Below are 13771 nucleotides of genomic sequence, written 5' to 3'. Positions count from 1 at the left end.
TCTATGGTTTATATTGTAATCATCAGGAGGAGAGAACAATGAACATTACGGATTCGGGGGGAGGAATTCAGGTGTTCGTTTTCTCAAGAGCTAGAATTTAATTGCGAAAGGATTGAACAGCTATGATGTCGGGTTATGGTTACGGAATGGGGATTTTCGGTATTCTACTTAATCTCCTTATTATTATCGGGGTGGTTTACGTGGTAATTAAATTAGTTAAGGGGGAGGGACTTGTTCGGGCAAGTGATTCAACTCCTGAGAAAATACTTGCAGAGCGTTATGCTAAAGGTGAAATAACGGACGACGAATATAAACAAATGAAAGAGCGTTTACGTGACTGATGGAAGAGGTTAACTTGGGGTTTGCTGCAATTTTAGACCTAGATAACAAAGATAATCTGCCGTTTTATAGCAGATTATCTTTGTTGTAGGTCTATTTAATAACTATATAGCCGATATAACAAAACTTTAAATGAATAAATTATGGCCAGATTGATCGGCTTGGCCAAGATAATAGCCTACGCCGCCGATACCCACACCGTCAATCAGTTCTTCACGAGTAATTCCCATGAGATCCATGGACATTTGGCAGGCGACAATCTCTACCCCTTGGTCTAAGGCCGACTGCATCAATTCCTCCAACGAGAAAACGTTCTTGCTTTTCATCAGAGAACGAATCATCTGCGAACCCATGCCCATCATGTTCATGTTAGATAGCTTCAACTTTCGGCTGCCTCGGGGCATCATAACTCCGAACATTTTGCCCATGAAATTCTTATTCACTCGCACTTTCTCGTGCTTGCGGATAATATTCAGTCCCCAGAAGGTAAAGAACATGGTAACTTTCTTACCGCTGGAGGCTGCTCCATTGGCAATAATGAAGGAGGCGATTGCCTTATCCAAATCACCGCTGAAGACAACCATGGTGCTGCCACTATGACCTTGATCTCTTTGTGAAGCGACTTGCGTATATTCCTCCGATACTCCTTTGCATAAATAGGCTTCTATCATACCATTGGGCAGCTTTGTCAACTGCATGAGGCGGTTCCCGGACATTTGGGCCCATGCTCTAATATCTTCATAGAAACCTGGGTCCGAAGCGGTTACCTTCAGTATCTGTCCATCTTGCAATCGATCGATACTCTGCTTCACCTGGATTAACGGCCCTGGGCAGCACAGTCCACAGGCGTCAAGAACTGCATCAGGCGTCAATTCTTGATTAGCGGCAACCAATTTGACTTTGCCCACATCAGGCAGGACTGGAGATGGTGCCACTCCCTTAATAGCTACAGGAATTATATGGTCTGGAGTTAGATCATCTTTTTTTTTAGGCGTAGGGATACTCATTTGATAGGTTTTATAGCCCCCGGTCAGATTCTTCACTTGCAGACCTTTCTGCTTCAGAATTCTTGATGCAGTGTAACCTCTCAAGCCGACTTGGCAGTAAACCCAAATCTCCTTACTTGGATCAAGCTCTGCCAGACGCTCACGAAGATCGTCCACAGGAATGTTAATGGAACCCTCAATATGACCGTTGGCATGCTCCAGCTCCGAGCGCACATCTACCAAAATGATATTGTTCTTGTCACGCCCCGCCAAGTCTGCGGTAAGAAATACCTCTGTCAACCCTGTCAAAATATTTTCTGCCGTATACCCCGCCATATTGACCGGATCCTTCGCGGATGAATAGGGAGGAGCATAAGAAAGTTCCAATTCTGTCAAATCAGTAACAGTACCTCTAAACCGGATCACCGTGGCAATATCATCGATACGTTTATCCACTCCGTCATAACCTACTGCCTGAGCTCCAAGCACAGTTCCTTCCTTATCAAAGAGCAGCTTTAAAGATATAGGAGTTGCACCGGGATAATAGGAAGCGTGAGAGTTTGGGTGAATATGGATGACATGATAGGGAATGCCAAGGCGCTGCAAAGTTTTTTCGTTGTTGCCGGTAGCAGCACCGGTCAGACCGAACACTTTTATGATGCATGTGCCTTGTGAGCCTTTGTAAGTGGTGCCGAGCCCGCAAACATTGTCTGCAGCAATCCGCCCTTGTTTGTTCGCAGGTCCAGCCAGAGGAATGGCGGTTTTGCTCCCGTTTACGAAATCCACAACTTCCACCGCATCACCTACCGCAAAAACATTCTCAAGGTTTGTCTCCATTCGCTCATTGACCAGAATATGACCGCGGGGACCAAACTCCAAGCCGCTATCCTTCAGGAAGGAGGTATCCGGCGAAACACCGATGGCCAGTAAGACCATTTCACTTTGAAAAGCAGTTCCGTTTGCTAAGCTAACCTCAATTTGCTCTCCTACTTCTGAAAAACCTTTCACCATATCGGAGAATATAAGGTTCACACCATGATCCTCAAGATCCTTAGCCAGTACTGAAGCCATTTCGGAATCGAAAGGAGCTAGTATTTGCGGACCTGCTTCGATCAATGTTACTTCCAGACCGGCCTCTCTGAGGTTCTCCGCCATTTCAACACCGATAAATCCACCACCAATTACAACAGCTGAATTAGTGCCTTCCTCGGCAACTTTGGCTTTAATCTTATCCGTATCGGGAATGTTACGCAGTATGTGAATTTTAGTACTATCTATACCGGGTAAAGAAGGGCGAATCGGTTTCGCACCAGGAGACAGGATTATTGCATCATAGCTCTCCTCATAAAAACCTCTTTCCTTACTTTGTACGCGGACTTTCTTGTTCACCGGATCAATGGAGACAACCTCACTTTGAATCCGTACGTCGATATTAAATCGTTTATGCATGGCTTCCGGAGTCTGTACCAGCAGTTTGGAGCGGTCCTGTATGGAACCCCCGATATAATAAGGAAGGCCGCAGTTGGCAAAAGAAATATAAGGATCTCGTTCAAACATAATAATATGTGCCTCTTCATCCAATCTCCGTAAACGAGCCGCTGCGGAAGCACCTCCTGCAACCCCACCGACAATCAATACTTTTTTACTCATAATCATTTATCCTCCCCTAAAAATAATTGAATCAGCTGTTTTACTTTCTCATCTTTAACAGAATAATTAACTTCAAGGCCATTACGGTCAGTTTCAACAATGCCCAAAGATCTAAGCTTCTGGAGATGTTGGGAAACCGTTGATTGTGGAAGGTCCAGGCATTCCTGCATAAAGCTTACGTTGCAGCTGCCTTTTTCGAGTAATCCTTTAATGATGCATAATCGAACGGGATGAGCCAGAGCCTTTAAGGTATCTGCTGTTTGGTTATAGGCTTTGAAATTATTATTCAATGTGAAGAACACCTCGCTTTATAATATTTGTATATCGTAATAATAAGATTTATTGATATATAAATCAAGTTGTTTTTTTCACAATAATTATAAAATGAAGACCTACTCCAGGGGAGGGTATCGCATGCTGGGAAAAAACATTTTGATCATTGAAGATGATCCGAAAATAAGAAAGTTGCTTAAACTGTATTTGGAAAGAGAAGGATATGAAATTTTGGAGGCTGAGAATGGGGAAAAAGGCAAGGAGGCTTTTCAAAAGTATGATCCCTGTTTTGTAATTACAGACCTGATGATGCCTAAGCTGAGTGGTATAAAATTCTAAAATTTTATGAAGTTAACACTCGTCAAATCAATTTAAATTCAGTTGCTTAACTACACTATTGACAAACGAGACTAACATATTTATTATTTACCCATACGGGTATATGTATTATTCACTTAATTTTAAATTAATTATCCGTGGGGGCAGATAATCATGACATGATCGAATAGCCTGATTTTAACAGTAGGATTGGAAAATACTTCAGAGGAGGTTATGAAATTGCCTATGATTAAAGCAGATCAATCGCTGGATTGCAGAGGACTGGCATGCCCGATGCCGATCGTTAAAACAAAGAAAGCGATGGGCCAGCTTGAAGCTGGTCAGGTTATCGAAGTTCAAGCTACAGATAAAGGCTCCCTTGCGGATATTCAGGGATGGGCCAAGAATACCGGACATCAGTATTTGGGAACCGTTGAAGAAGGTGACGTGCTTATGCATTATCTTCGCAAAGCCAACCCCGATGAGGTTAAGGAGCAGAAAAAGTATAAGCATGTCGTTTCCAATGAAGATCTTGAGAAAAAACTGGCGAGCGGAGAGAAGGTGACGGTTCTCGATGTTCGTGAACCTGCCGAATACGCATTTAATCGAATACCGGGAGCATTTTCGATCCCGCTAGGTGAATTGGAAAACCGTTTGAATGAACTTAATCCAGAGGACAACATCCATATCATTTGCCGGACGGGATCACGTAGTGATTTGGCATGCCAGCTGCTAGCCGGGAAAGGCTTCAATCATGTGCAGAATGTCGAACCCGGCATGTCCGAATGGACAGGACCAAAGGAAAAAACTAATAAAATAAACTAAAAACAAAACGGAGGTATATACGAAATGAGTACTAAAGTAGCTATTATCGCAAGTAACGGTGGTTTGTTTGATGCTTATAAAGTGTTCAACATTGCAACTGCTTCGGCGGCGACGGATGCCGAAGTTGCAATTTTCTTCACCTTTGAAGGATTGAATCTGATTCATATCCAAGCTCATCATCAACTGCCATTGCCGGCTGGCCGCGAACATTTTGCCGAAGGCTTCAAGAATGCCAACATTCCATCCATTCCGGAATTGGTTGGGATGGCACAGGAGATGGGCGTAAAGATTATTGCCTGCCAGATGACCATGGATGTGATGAATCTGAAAAAGGAAGATTTTATCGAAGGGATCGAAGTGGGCGGAGCTGTGACTTTTCTTGATTTTGCGAAGGATGCAAACGTCTCTTTAACTTTTTAATAACAAAGGAGGAACCGATACATGGAAGCTACAAAAGGACTGAGCATAATGACGGCCAAGGAACTTACAAGAATGGTTCTGGCCAAAGAAGAACTGTTTATTCTGGACGTTCGTAATGAGAGTGACTTTAATGACTGGAAAATTGAAGGCGAACGGATAGATGTGATAAATATTCCCTATTTTGAACTGCTGGACGGTGTGGATCCGGCACTTGATCAAATTCCGGACGGCAAAAAGATCCTTGTGGTATGTGCCAAGGAGGGTTCATCCAAATTTGTGGCTGAGCAGATCGTTGAAGCGGGAAGAAGCAATGTGCATTATCTGGAAGGCGGAATGAAATCCTGGAGTGAGCATCTGGAACCCGTCAAGATCAGTGAATTGAAAGGTGGGGGATCACTGTACCAGTTCGTGCGGCTCGGTAAAGGCTGCTTATCCTATATGGTTGTTTCAGACGGAGAAGCGGCCGTAGTGGATACGCTCCGGATGACGGAAGTCTTCGAAGAATTTGCGAAAAAGCAAGGTACGACGATCAAGCATACCCTAGATACTCACCTCCATGCCGATCATATCTCTGGCGGCCGGAGATTGGCGGAAAAGACCGGAGGCACCTATTGGTTGCCCCCCAAGGATGCTGGCGAAGTGACTTTTCCGTATGAGAAGTTGGAAGAAGGACAGGATATCTCTGTAGGAAATACGACGATTCGTATTGAACCGGTATACTCACCGGGTCACACGATCGGCAGCACATCGCTTATCATAGACGAACAATTCCTGTTGACCGGTGACATCCTGTTTATCGAATCCATTGGACGTCCCGACTTGGCTGGCAAAGCAGAGGACTGGGTCGGTGACCTTCGTGAAACGCTCTATAACCGCTACAAAGGGCTACCACAGGATTTAACCGTACTTCCGGCTCATTTCGGTAAAGTGTCTGAGCTCGGAGAAGGCGGAAAAGTTATGGCAGGGCTGTCGGAACTCTATGGTAAAAATCCAGGTCTGAATATTCAGGAGGAGGAGGCATTCCGGCGCACTGTAACTGAAAACCTGCCACCTCAGCCGAATGCATACCAAGAAATTCGTCAAACTAACATGGGAAAATTGACACCAAGTGAAGACGAGCAGCGCGAGATGGAAATCGGTCCGAACCGCTGCGCCGTTCATGACTAATAAGAGGAGGATTTAATGATATGCAAGTTGATGTTGTGGTAGACACGAAAGGAATGGCTTGCCCAATGCCGATCGTAAAAGCGAAGAAAGCCCTTGATGGTCTTACATCCGGTCAAATCATGGAAGTACAGTCTACGGACAAAGGTTCCGTTAACGACTTTCAGGCATGGGTCAAACAAACCAAACATGAGCTTATCAAACACGAAGAAGATAATGGCATCTATAAATTCTTTGTAAAAAAGATATAAAAAATAAGCGAACACGCACGGGCGTGTTCGCTTATTTCAAGCCGTCATAGACGATTCGGACGCCAAGAGAGCAGTAGCTCTCTTCTTTATAATGACCTTTTGGGCATATCTTGGTACAGCAGGAAGCATTGCTATCGGCATGCAGTTTCTCGCTGCATACGGGACATTTATCTTCAAAAAGAGTCTTCAACACGTTAAGCATGCTTAATCACTCATTTCATATTATTTTACTTGGTTTTATTATATCCACTTGTTTCCGATTCGTATACTGTTTTTTGTTTTCTTCATAACCATGTAAAGGGAGGTGAAAACCGATGGATGTACTGCTCTTTATCGTAATGGTATTGCTCGGTTTGGTCGGTTCCTTCTTTTCCGGCTTGCTTGGAATTGGCGGAGCAATTATCAATTATCCTCTTCTCCTGTATGTACCCTCCTTGCTTGGGGTAGCCCATTTCTCGGCGCATGAGGTGTCGTCTATTAGCATGTTCCAAGTGTTTTTCGCCTCACTCGCCGGGGTGATTGCCTTTCGCCGAAAGAAAAATAATGGCGCTGTTGTGCACAAGGGTTTAGTAGTGTATATGGGGAGCAGCATTCTCGTGGGTAGTCTGGTCGGAGGTTATATATCGGGTCTGCTCCACGGCGAAGTTATCAATCTGATTTACGGAATCCTAGCGGTCCTTGCGGTTATTCTAATGCTTATCCCTAGGAAAGGGACCGAAGAACAATCAGGTAATCTTGCATTCAATAAAGGTATTGCAATAGGAGCGGCTTTTTTGGTAGGGATCGTCTCGGGAATCGTAGGTGCTGGCGGTGCGTTTATTCTCATTCCCATAATGCTGACTGTTCTCAAAATTCCGACTCGTACAACGATAGCCTCCTCGCTCGCTATCGTCTTTATTTCGGCGATCGGTGGGCTAATCGGCAAAATCTCGGCTGGCGGTATCCCCCTAGAACCAACCGTTTATACTGTAATCGGAAGTCTAGTCGGTGCACCTCTTGGATCGAGGATAAGCTCAAAAATGAATGTAAATGTACTGCGGTATGGGTTGGTCGTCTTGATTGCCCTCACGGCAGTAAAGATCTGGTCTTCCATTCTTTAAGGCTGCTGCAAGATACCTAAAATTAGGAGTTGTGTTACAGTTTTTTCGTGATATAATACCTATAGGGGTATAAGTACAAAACGTAAAGAAAGAGGGTTTATATGAAGGGAAATACAACGATCATGCTGTTTTGCGGTGATATTGATAAAGCTATAGCGGCTTTTATTATTGCGAACGGGAAGAATTGATTGACGGCTTTGAATATGCCGGAGTTGCTGCCTATTTGGGTGATGCTTCAAATGGGAAGGTTAATTTGTTTATTTAAGCATGTATGTTCTTATTTTTTTGCGTTATACTATACCCATACTGGTATAACTTGAAAGGTGAGGATGAATGATGGATTACAACTATACGGATGAAATGAAAACACGCTTGCGCAGAATCGAGGGTCAGGTTCGGGGTGTGTTGCGAATGATGGAAGAAGGAAAGTCGTGCAAAGAAGTTGTGGCTCAATTGTCCGCCGTCCGCAATGCCTCCGACAAAGCCATTGCCCAAATCGTCGCGGAGAACCTGCATCAATGTATCTTGGCTGAACAAGCCGCAGGCAACCAAGATACCGGAAAAATGGTCAAGGAAGCCGTCGAGCTTCTTGTGAAAAGTCATTAATGGATTGGGAAAGGCTAAGACTACTTAAAATAAAGGAGAGATCAACATGGCATTCAAAATTTCAAAAGAAATCACACCGCAGAAGGTAGCAGCACAGCTCAAGAAAGGGGAATCCCTTACACTGCTGGATGTTCGCGAACTTGGAGAATGGGCCGAGGGGCACATCACCGGTGCCAAGCATATTCCGCTTGGGCTGCTTTTGGAACGGCAACATGAGCTGGATCCCGCGCGTGAAACCATTGTCATCTGCCGAAGCGGCAACCGGAGCGGTCTGGCTTGCGAGCTGCTGAGTGAGAAGGGATTTAATGTTGTGAACATGACGGGCGGACTTAATGCCTGGACGCATGAATTGGTGCGTGACTAACGCCTTACATTAAGGTTCTGCAGTAGCTGTGGTAATGGTCAGCTACTGCAGCGCTATTGAAAGGACAGGACAACATGATAGCACTTTTGTACTTCTCGGCTGGAGCAGTGGTCTTATGGTTCCTTCGCCATTTCTGGCCCGTTCGTTCACTTTCCTATGTTAAGGCACACGACTGGGTCCAAACCAAGGATTGCTTAAACTTGAAAATGCTCGATGTCAGGGATGCTTCGGATTATTTGAAAGAACATATTCCCGGCTCGATTAATATATCCTTAGGGCGTCTTCCTTATGTTTGGCAACATGATCTCTCACCTGATGATGATGTATTAATTTTGTCCAACAATTGGTACCAGATCAATAAAGCAGCAAGAATCCTCCGTAGGCATAGATTCCATAGTCTATTTGCTATACAAGGCGATTTTTTGCTTGACCAAATAGACTTTCATAAAATAACTGCGAAAGGAGGAAGGCATTGTGAACACAGGTTCAATCATTAACATTGCAGTGATTGTGTTGTTGCTCTGGTTCGTCTATTCCCGATTAAGACCGGCTAAAGGGTTAAGGACGCTGAGGTCCGAGGATTTCCGAAATGCGATGGAGAGCACTGATAATCGGATGATCATCGATGTGCGGGAGCCGGGTGAGTATAAGAACGGGTATATTACCGGTGCGAAGAACATCCCATTATCCCAGTTGTCTGGTCGGCTAGGGGAAATACCTAAGGATAAAGCTATTCTTCTATACTGCCGAAGTGGTATGAGAAGCAAGAATGCGGCAAGAATTTTGCTGAAAAACGGTTATTCAGAGCTTGCTCACCTGCAAGGTGGCCTGAGCGCCTGGAGCGGTAAACTGAAACGCTGATAAGGGATTCATCCGTTTAGGTTAGACAATTTAGGGTAAGGATAAGAAGGGTAGACAAGTTAGTTTATTTGGAAGGAATTCATCACCGCATCGGATCCAAAGACATGAAGCACGTTTGCAGGACTGGGTTTTACTATTTTGGAGATTGATCACCCAACTAACGCTCATAATGTTCTGATTGTACAAAAATGATAACGGGAGGATGAAGTGTCATGTTCCATTATACCGTTGAAACAACAAAAACACCTGAACAAGCGATCGCAGCTCTTACGGAAAACCTGAAGGCAGAGAAGTTCGGCGTTCTTTGGCAGCTGGATATGAAGGAGAAACTTCAGGAAAAGGGCGTCGATCTTGAGATGACCTATCATATCTTGGAGGTTTGTAATCCGGTTGAAGCGAAGCGCGTGTTGTCCGAAAATGCCCTCGTTGGTTATTTCCTTCCATGCAAGCTAGCCGTGTATGAAGAAAACGGTAGTACCAAGATCGGTTTGCCGAAACCAACAAGTCTCATAGGCTTCGTAGAAAATGACGAGCTAATGTCCATCGCTACTGATATTGAAAAGCGGCTTATCGCATGTGTGGAAAAAAGTCAGTAATATCATTGATATTAAAGAGTCTTAGAAAATGAGTGCATTTTAGGTTATATACTGCCTAGTACCCTATCGGTACTGGGCTTGTTTTTTGTATGGAAGATAAGTAGAAGAACTTAAATTTAATCATTAACATACTGTTTATATCCTAAGATTTATTAGTCTAATTTATGGAAATACTCGTGTATAAACATAAAGAGACTAATCCTGTAAACAATAAGCGACCCCTGGTCAGTTGAGAATCAACAAAACATCACAGAAAGACAGCTTCTTAAACATCGATAACTTTAGTATTCATAGGAGGTTTTTTACTTTGGAAAATAAACCCCATGATAACTCATCAATTGGAAACGAGCAAAACGAACATGTCCATCAAGGTATATTTGGTCCTAACAACGAGCTTATATTTTCAATAATAAGCGGAACGTTGCTAGGTATTGGATTTATATTGGACTTCCTAGGGCAAATCTCTAGTTGGGTGAGCTTGGCTCTTTACTTAGCTGCGTACTTTTTTGGAGGGTATTTTACTGTAAAAGAGGCCATTGAGTCATTAATGAAGTGCAGCTTTGAAATCGATTTCTTAATGCTTATCGCAGCAATTGGAGCGGGTTTTCTAGGAAAATGGGCAGAAGGTGCTTTATTATTATTTTTATTCAGCTTAGGTCATGCCGTAGAGCATTTTGCCATGAACAGAGCTCGAAAATCCATTGCTGCACTGGCGGATCTTGCCCCTCAGGTACCATAAATGGTACCCATGTACTCGAAGTGAAAGTGATAAAAGAAGCAAATGATTATACATTGGCTCGGTTAATTTTGTTACTTTTTGCTTTTTTAATAATTGATGAAACGTTTACCGAAAGTTTCTACAGAGCGATGGCAGTGTTGGTAGCTGCAAGCCCTTGTGCGCTGGCTATTTCTACACCTAGTGCCGTTCTTAGCGGAATCGCAAGGGCTGCCAGAGGAGGTGTTTTAGTAAAAGGCGGAGGCCCCTTGGAAGAATTGGGGAACTAACAGCCATTGCTTTTGATAAAACAGGAACCTTAACTGAGGGGAAGCCAAAGTTAACGGAAATTATTCCTTTTGGAAATACAACAAGTGAAGAACTTCTTTTAATAGCCGGAGCCGTAGAAAAACTAAGTGACCATCCTCTAGCCGCTGCAGTAGTAAAGGGGGTTCAAGAAAAACTTCGCGTAAGCCAATTAGAAGAAGCGAAAAATCTTCAATCTGTGACAGGAAGAGATGTTAAAGCGGAATGGAAAGGAGAAGAAGTCTTTATTGACTGTTAGGGCTTGACGCTAAAAAGGAGCGAATGGGGATGGTAGAGAAACGATATGATTCGTATATGGGGGTGTCGTTATGAACAATAAATGGAATAATTTCATTTATAATTAATTCAGGTGCTTTTTTAAGTGCAAGAAAAAAAGTAAAGAAAAGCTAAACTATACCTGTTAACCATTGTTCTGATTGCTACGGGACCAGATAATAACTGGAATTAGCAGCAGTGAAAGAAGGCCTCCAGCAAGTGAGAGTGCCGTGTAGCTGGAATGAGCTACAACCATTCCAGAGAGTGCTCCACCAGATGCACCTGACAAAGCGATCAAGACGTCAACAGATCCTTGTGTCTTTGCACGATTGTCAGGATTAGTTGCGTCTACGATGAGTGCTGTACCGCTAATCAGGCCAAAGTTCCAACCAAGTCCAAGCAAAGCGAGAGCAATGATGAGTACCAGCAGAGAATTAGCAGGTGCAACAGCAGCCAAAATACCAGCAGCAAGCAGAGTAGCGCCAGAAGCGATTGCCATGGCAGTACGTCCAATCTTATCTACGAGGATACCAGTCACAAGAGAGGGGAGATACATAGAGCCGATATGGATGCCAATAACCAGTCCTACTTCACTCAAGCCATGCCCATAATGCCTCATATTTACAGGCGTCATTGTCATAATTGAAATCATGATAATTTGCGTTAATATCATTATTGTAGCCCCAACAACGATTCCTCGTTGTTTTATTCCTAGAGTGCTAGAGCTTTCTTCTGAAAGATAGCCCCCGTCTGTTTTCTGCATATTTGCAATTGCTTTTGCAACAAGGAGAGGATCAGGACGAAGAAAAGCTAAAAGCACTAAACCGGCAATGATGTAGGCTACAGCTGCAAGAATGAATGGACCAGCCAGAGCAGGGACTCCAAGTGTTGTGGCGAATCTTCCCATGGGCACAACCAAATTTGGACCTGCGACAGCACCTAAGGTTGTTGATACCATTGCGATACTAATTGCGGTAGCTCGTTTAGTGGACTTTGCCAGGTCTGTACCTGCATAACGTGCCTGTAAATTTGTTGCAGTTCCGGCACCATAGATTAGTAGTGAGACAAAAAGAAGTACAATATTATTAGCTAAAGCTGAAATCACCACTCCGATTGCACCCATACCGCCAGCCAAGAATCCTGTCGCAAGCCCCAAACGTCTTCCGAAATGTTGGGAAAGTCGTCCTACCAGTAACGCTGCTCCTGCAGAACCCAAAGTAAACAAGGCAGTGGGGACACCCGCAAAACTATCTGTGCCCAGCATGTCTTGTGCAAGCAGAGCTCCGACGGTTACGCCTGCAGCAAGTCCAGCTCCGCTAAAAATCTGTGAAATGACAACGCTAATTAACGTCCGGCGATACAACTGTTGTTGTTTTTCTGGAGAATCAATGTAACTTTGTAACCAAGGCGGTTGACTCTCTAAAGATTTTGAATCATTAATTTCTGTAGTCATTGTGTCCTCTTGTCTCCTTGCTAAAGATATTATTGTAGTCTATGTAAATCATTTTCTTTACCTCTTAAGCGTTCGGAGTTTTGAAAAAAACTTCAAAAAGTAACCATTTTATCTGCCCACTCGACGAGATCTACACAATCATTCATGGTCGAAATCGGACAGGAGGTTTGTTCCGTAAGCTTTCTTGATTTTAGGCAAGTCCCACAGGCATATAATACTCCATTGAGATCCACAAATTTTTTCATTTCTGCCGCGACATTGTATTTCTCGTGATCAATTTCTTCACACTCTACAGCCTGGCCCATAAGGAATACTTGAACAGTATGTTGTCGATTTAAAGATGTGTTGGCGAATCGAAAAGCATTCCAAGCTTTTTCTGGTTCACTAGTCTCCAAGATAATACCTAACTTCATGATAAAACCTCCCCGTTTTTGGTTAATTTTGTTGCTCTGCAAACTGACGCCATTCGTGGATTCCTTCCTCCAGGCGGAAGGCTCTTAACCCTTTAGTCTTCAACATTTCTACTGCCTGAGAGGACATGAAACAATAAGACCCACGGCAGTAGGCGATGATATCTACATCTGAAGGCAGGCTTGAAATATGTTGTTCCAATTCTTCCACAGGAAGGGATATCGCACCTGGTATGTGGTCTGTTTCGTATTCTTCCCTTGGCCTTACATCCAGTAATAAGACTTCTCCTTTAACCATGCGCTCCATCAATATTTCCAAAGAAACGGGCTCCATACTCTCGTGATAATGTAGAATTTCTGATTTAATGCGTTGGATTTCCACTAGCTGTTTTTCAGAAAGGCTGTGCAACGACAACATAAAATCGGCTACTGCCGAGTCGGAAATTTCATACATAACAAATGTACCTTTTTTCGTGAACTTTACTAATTTTGCTTCATACAAGGTTTGCAAATGCTGAGAGACATTCGCAACGCTCATACCGGTGCTTTTGGATAAACGTTCCACTGATTTTGGACCTTGACTCAATAGATCAAGCAGTTCCAGTCGTTTAGGACTGGAGAGACTTTTTCCGATACGTGCAAATTCCTGATACAACTGATCTTGCCAAACACGTTCTATATTCATTATATTAGTCACCTCATTCATTATTCAATAAATCAATTGAATAATTATATAGTATTGTAAGTTGATCTAGTTGTCAATTTTGTTTTGTGTAGAACCCACTTGTTGATGTGCCTGTAGATAAGGACAATCCAACAAAAATAATTCTTTACAAAGTCCCCACTGTGGCATATATT

The 13771-nt window shown here is 43.4% G+C and carries 20 protein-coding genes and 1 pseudogene; 16 read left to right on the top strand and 5 right to left on the bottom strand.

Going from position 1 to position 13771, the window contains the following annotated elements; genetic code table 11:
* The first annotated feature begins 125 nt into the window (after positions 1 to 125).
* On the top strand, positions 126 to 341 hold the full coding sequence (locus tag PaeBR_RS14625; RefSeq protein ID WP_410511303.1) for an SHOCT domain-containing protein: 216 nt from the start codon (positions 126 to 128) through the stop codon (positions 339 to 341).
* A gap of 126 nt (positions 342 to 467) precedes the next feature.
* Here the strand turns inward: PaeBR_RS14625 and PaeBR_RS14620 are convergent, their stop codons facing one another.
* Positions 468 to 2975, bottom strand: coding sequence for an FAD-dependent oxidoreductase (locus PaeBR_RS14620; RefSeq protein ID WP_410511302.1), 2508 nt, complete (start codon positions 2973 to 2975; stop codon positions 468 to 470).
* 2 nt (positions 2976 to 2977) lie between these two features.
* Positions 2978 to 3265, bottom strand: coding sequence for an ArsR/SmtB family transcription factor (locus PaeBR_RS14615; protein ID WP_410511301.1), 288 nt, complete (start codon positions 3263 to 3265; stop codon positions 2978 to 2980).
* Positions 3266 to 3389: 124 nt separating this feature from the next.
* Between PaeBR_RS14615 and PaeBR_RS14610 the strand changes: the two genes are divergently transcribed.
* The 15 genes and pseudogenes from PaeBR_RS14610 to PaeBR_RS14540 all read left to right on the top strand — a co-directional run bounded on the left by PaeBR_RS14610 (position 3390) and on the right by PaeBR_RS14540 (position 11033).
* Entirely contained in the window at positions 3390 to 3587 is a 198-nt protein-coding gene (locus PaeBR_RS14610) for a response regulator transcription factor (protein WP_410511300.1), read from the top strand.
* A 225-nt stretch (positions 3588 to 3812) separates the two neighbouring features.
* Positions 3813 to 4391: a sulfurtransferase TusA family protein gene (locus tag PaeBR_RS14605; RefSeq protein ID WP_410515188.1), complete on the top strand. Its 579-nt coding sequence runs from the start codon at positions 3813 to 3815 to the stop codon at positions 4389 to 4391.
* Between the two features lie 24 nt (positions 4392 to 4415).
* Positions 4416 to 4811 carry a DsrE/DsrF/DrsH-like family protein gene (locus tag PaeBR_RS14600; protein WP_410511299.1) on the top strand — a complete coding sequence of 132 codons (396 nt, stop codon included), beginning with the start codon at positions 4416 to 4418 and terminating at the stop codon, positions 4809 to 4811.
* 21 nt (positions 4812 to 4832) lie between these two features.
* Positions 4833 to 5978 carry an MBL fold metallo-hydrolase gene (locus PaeBR_RS14595; protein ID WP_410511298.1) on the top strand — a complete coding sequence of 382 codons (1146 nt, stop codon included), beginning with the start codon at positions 4833 to 4835 and terminating at the stop codon, positions 5976 to 5978.
* Positions 5979 to 5998: 20 nt separating this feature from the next.
* Positions 5999 to 6226 carry a sulfurtransferase TusA family protein gene (locus PaeBR_RS14590; protein ID WP_410511297.1) on the top strand — a complete coding sequence of 76 codons (228 nt, stop codon included), beginning with the start codon at positions 5999 to 6001 and terminating at the stop codon, positions 6224 to 6226.
* A gap of 314 nt (positions 6227 to 6540) precedes the next feature.
* A complete protein-coding gene (locus PaeBR_RS14585) occupies positions 6541 to 7326 on the top strand; it encodes a sulfite exporter TauE/SafE family protein (RefSeq protein ID WP_410511296.1) in 786 nt (261 codons plus the stop codon).
* A gap of 172 nt (positions 7327 to 7498) precedes the next feature.
* A pseudogene (locus PaeBR_RS14580) lies at positions 7499 to 7591 on the top strand (DsrE/DsrF/DrsH-like family protein); the annotation flags it as partial.
* A 71-nt stretch (positions 7592 to 7662) separates the two neighbouring features.
* On the top strand, positions 7663 to 7932 hold the full coding sequence (locus PaeBR_RS14575) for a metal-sensitive transcriptional regulator (protein WP_410511295.1): 270 nt from the start codon (positions 7663 to 7665) through the stop codon (positions 7930 to 7932).
* A 46-nt stretch (positions 7933 to 7978) separates the two neighbouring features.
* Entirely contained in the window at positions 7979 to 8296 is a 318-nt protein-coding gene (locus tag PaeBR_RS14570) for a rhodanese-like domain-containing protein (protein ID WP_410511294.1), read from the top strand.
* A 74-nt stretch (positions 8297 to 8370) separates the two neighbouring features.
* On the top strand, positions 8371 to 8793 hold the full coding sequence (locus PaeBR_RS14565; RefSeq protein WP_410511293.1) for a rhodanese-like domain-containing protein: 423 nt from the start codon (positions 8371 to 8373) through the stop codon (positions 8791 to 8793).
* Positions 8771 to 9157 (top strand): rhodanese-like domain-containing protein, encoded by a 387-nt coding sequence (locus tag PaeBR_RS14560; protein WP_410511292.1) that lies wholly within the window; start codon positions 8771 to 8773, stop codon positions 9155 to 9157. Before PaeBR_RS14565 ends, PaeBR_RS14560 begins: the two co-directional genes overlap by 23 nt.
* A gap of 212 nt (positions 9158 to 9369) precedes the next feature.
* Positions 9370 to 9753 carry a DUF302 domain-containing protein gene (locus PaeBR_RS14555; RefSeq protein ID WP_410511291.1) on the top strand — a complete coding sequence of 128 codons (384 nt, stop codon included), beginning with the start codon at positions 9370 to 9372 and terminating at the stop codon, positions 9751 to 9753.
* Between the two features lie 307 nt (positions 9754 to 10060).
* Entirely contained in the window at positions 10061 to 10492 is a 432-nt protein-coding gene (locus PaeBR_RS14550) for a hypothetical protein (RefSeq protein WP_410511290.1), read from the top strand.
* Between the two features lie 20 nt (positions 10493 to 10512).
* The gene (locus PaeBR_RS14545; RefSeq protein ID WP_410511289.1) at positions 10513 to 10758 is read left to right on the top strand and encodes a hypothetical protein; all 246 of its coding nucleotides are present in this window, start codon (positions 10513 to 10515) and stop codon (positions 10756 to 10758) included.
* On the top strand, positions 10746 to 11033 hold the full coding sequence (locus tag PaeBR_RS14540; protein WP_410515187.1) for an HAD family hydrolase: 288 nt from the start codon (positions 10746 to 10748) through the stop codon (positions 11031 to 11033). The genes PaeBR_RS14545 and PaeBR_RS14540 overlap by 13 nt, the downstream gene beginning before the upstream one ends.
* Positions 11034 to 11195: 162 nt before the next feature.
* Here the strand turns inward: PaeBR_RS14540 and PaeBR_RS14535 are convergent, their stop codons facing one another.
* From PaeBR_RS14535 to PaeBR_RS14525, 3 genes are all read right to left on the bottom strand, one after another.
* The gene (locus PaeBR_RS14535; RefSeq protein WP_410511288.1) at positions 11196 to 12503 is read right to left on the bottom strand and encodes an MFS transporter; all 1308 of its coding nucleotides are present in this window, start codon (positions 12501 to 12503) and stop codon (positions 11196 to 11198) included.
* 92 nt (positions 12504 to 12595) lie between these two features.
* Complete coding sequence (locus tag PaeBR_RS14530; RefSeq protein WP_410511287.1) at positions 12596 to 12916, bottom strand: DsrE/DsrF/TusD sulfur relay family protein; 321 nt, start codon at positions 12914 to 12916, stop codon at positions 12596 to 12598.
* Positions 12917 to 12938: 22 nt separating this feature from the next.
* On the bottom strand, positions 12939 to 13598 hold the full coding sequence (locus PaeBR_RS14525; protein WP_410511286.1) for an ArsR/SmtB family transcription factor: 660 nt from the start codon (positions 13596 to 13598) through the stop codon (positions 12939 to 12941).
* Positions 13599 to 13771 lie beyond the last annotated feature (173 nt).

Source organism: Paenibacillus sp. BR2-3, assembly GCF_046529485.1.
Taxonomy (GTDB): domain Bacteria; phylum Bacillota; class Bacilli; order Paenibacillales; family Paenibacillaceae; genus Paenibacillus_AQ.
This window is presented reverse-complemented; position numbering and strand designations above follow the sequence as displayed.

Excerpts from the sequence above, each read along its gene's own strand:
- PaeBR_RS14535 (WP_410511288.1), bottom strand. The coding sequence starts at position 12,503 with ATGACTACAGAAATTAATGATTCAAAATCTTTAGAGAGTCAACCGCCT.
- PaeBR_RS14530 (WP_410511287.1), bottom strand. The coding sequence starts at position 12,916 with ATGAAGTTAGGTATTATCTTGGAGACTAGTGAACCAGAAAAAGCTTGG.
- PaeBR_RS14585 (WP_410511296.1), top strand. The coding sequence starts at position 6,541 with ATGGATGTACTGCTCTTTATCGTAATGGTATTGCTCGGTTTGGTCGGT.
- PaeBR_RS14525 (WP_410511286.1), bottom strand. The coding sequence starts at position 13,598 with ATGAATATAGAACGTGTTTGGCAAGATCAGTTGTATCAGGAATTTGCA.
- PaeBR_RS14570 (WP_410511294.1), top strand. The coding sequence starts at position 7,979 with ATGGCATTCAAAATTTCAAAAGAAATCACACCGCAGAAGGTAGCAGCA.
- PaeBR_RS14565 (WP_410511293.1), top strand. The coding sequence starts at position 8,371 with ATGATAGCACTTTTGTACTTCTCGGCTGGAGCAGTGGTCTTATGGTTC.
- PaeBR_RS14605 (WP_410515188.1), top strand. The coding sequence starts at position 3,813 with ATGATTAAAGCAGATCAATCGCTGGATTGCAGAGGACTGGCATGCCCG.
- PaeBR_RS14590 (WP_410511297.1), top strand. The coding sequence starts at position 5,999 with ATGCAAGTTGATGTTGTGGTAGACACGAAAGGAATGGCTTGCCCAATG.
- PaeBR_RS14595 (WP_410511298.1), top strand. The coding sequence starts at position 4,833 with ATGGAAGCTACAAAAGGACTGAGCATAATGACGGCCAAGGAACTTACA.
- PaeBR_RS14625 (WP_410511303.1), top strand. The coding sequence starts at position 126 with ATGTCGGGTTATGGTTACGGAATGGGGATTTTCGGTATTCTACTTAAT.
- PaeBR_RS14575 (WP_410511295.1), top strand. The coding sequence starts at position 7,663 with ATGGATTACAACTATACGGATGAAATGAAAACACGCTTGCGCAGAATC.
- PaeBR_RS14600 (WP_410511299.1), top strand. The coding sequence starts at position 4,416 with ATGAGTACTAAAGTAGCTATTATCGCAAGTAACGGTGGTTTGTTTGAT.
- PaeBR_RS14620 (WP_410511302.1), bottom strand. The coding sequence starts at position 2,975 with ATGAGTAAAAAAGTATTGATTGTCGGTGGGGTTGCAGGAGGTGCTTCC.
- PaeBR_RS14610 (WP_410511300.1), top strand. The coding sequence starts at position 3,390 with ATGCTGGGAAAAAACATTTTGATCATTGAAGATGATCCGAAAATAAGA.
- PaeBR_RS14555 (WP_410511291.1), top strand. The coding sequence starts at position 9,370 with ATGTTCCATTATACCGTTGAAACAACAAAAACACCTGAACAAGCGATC.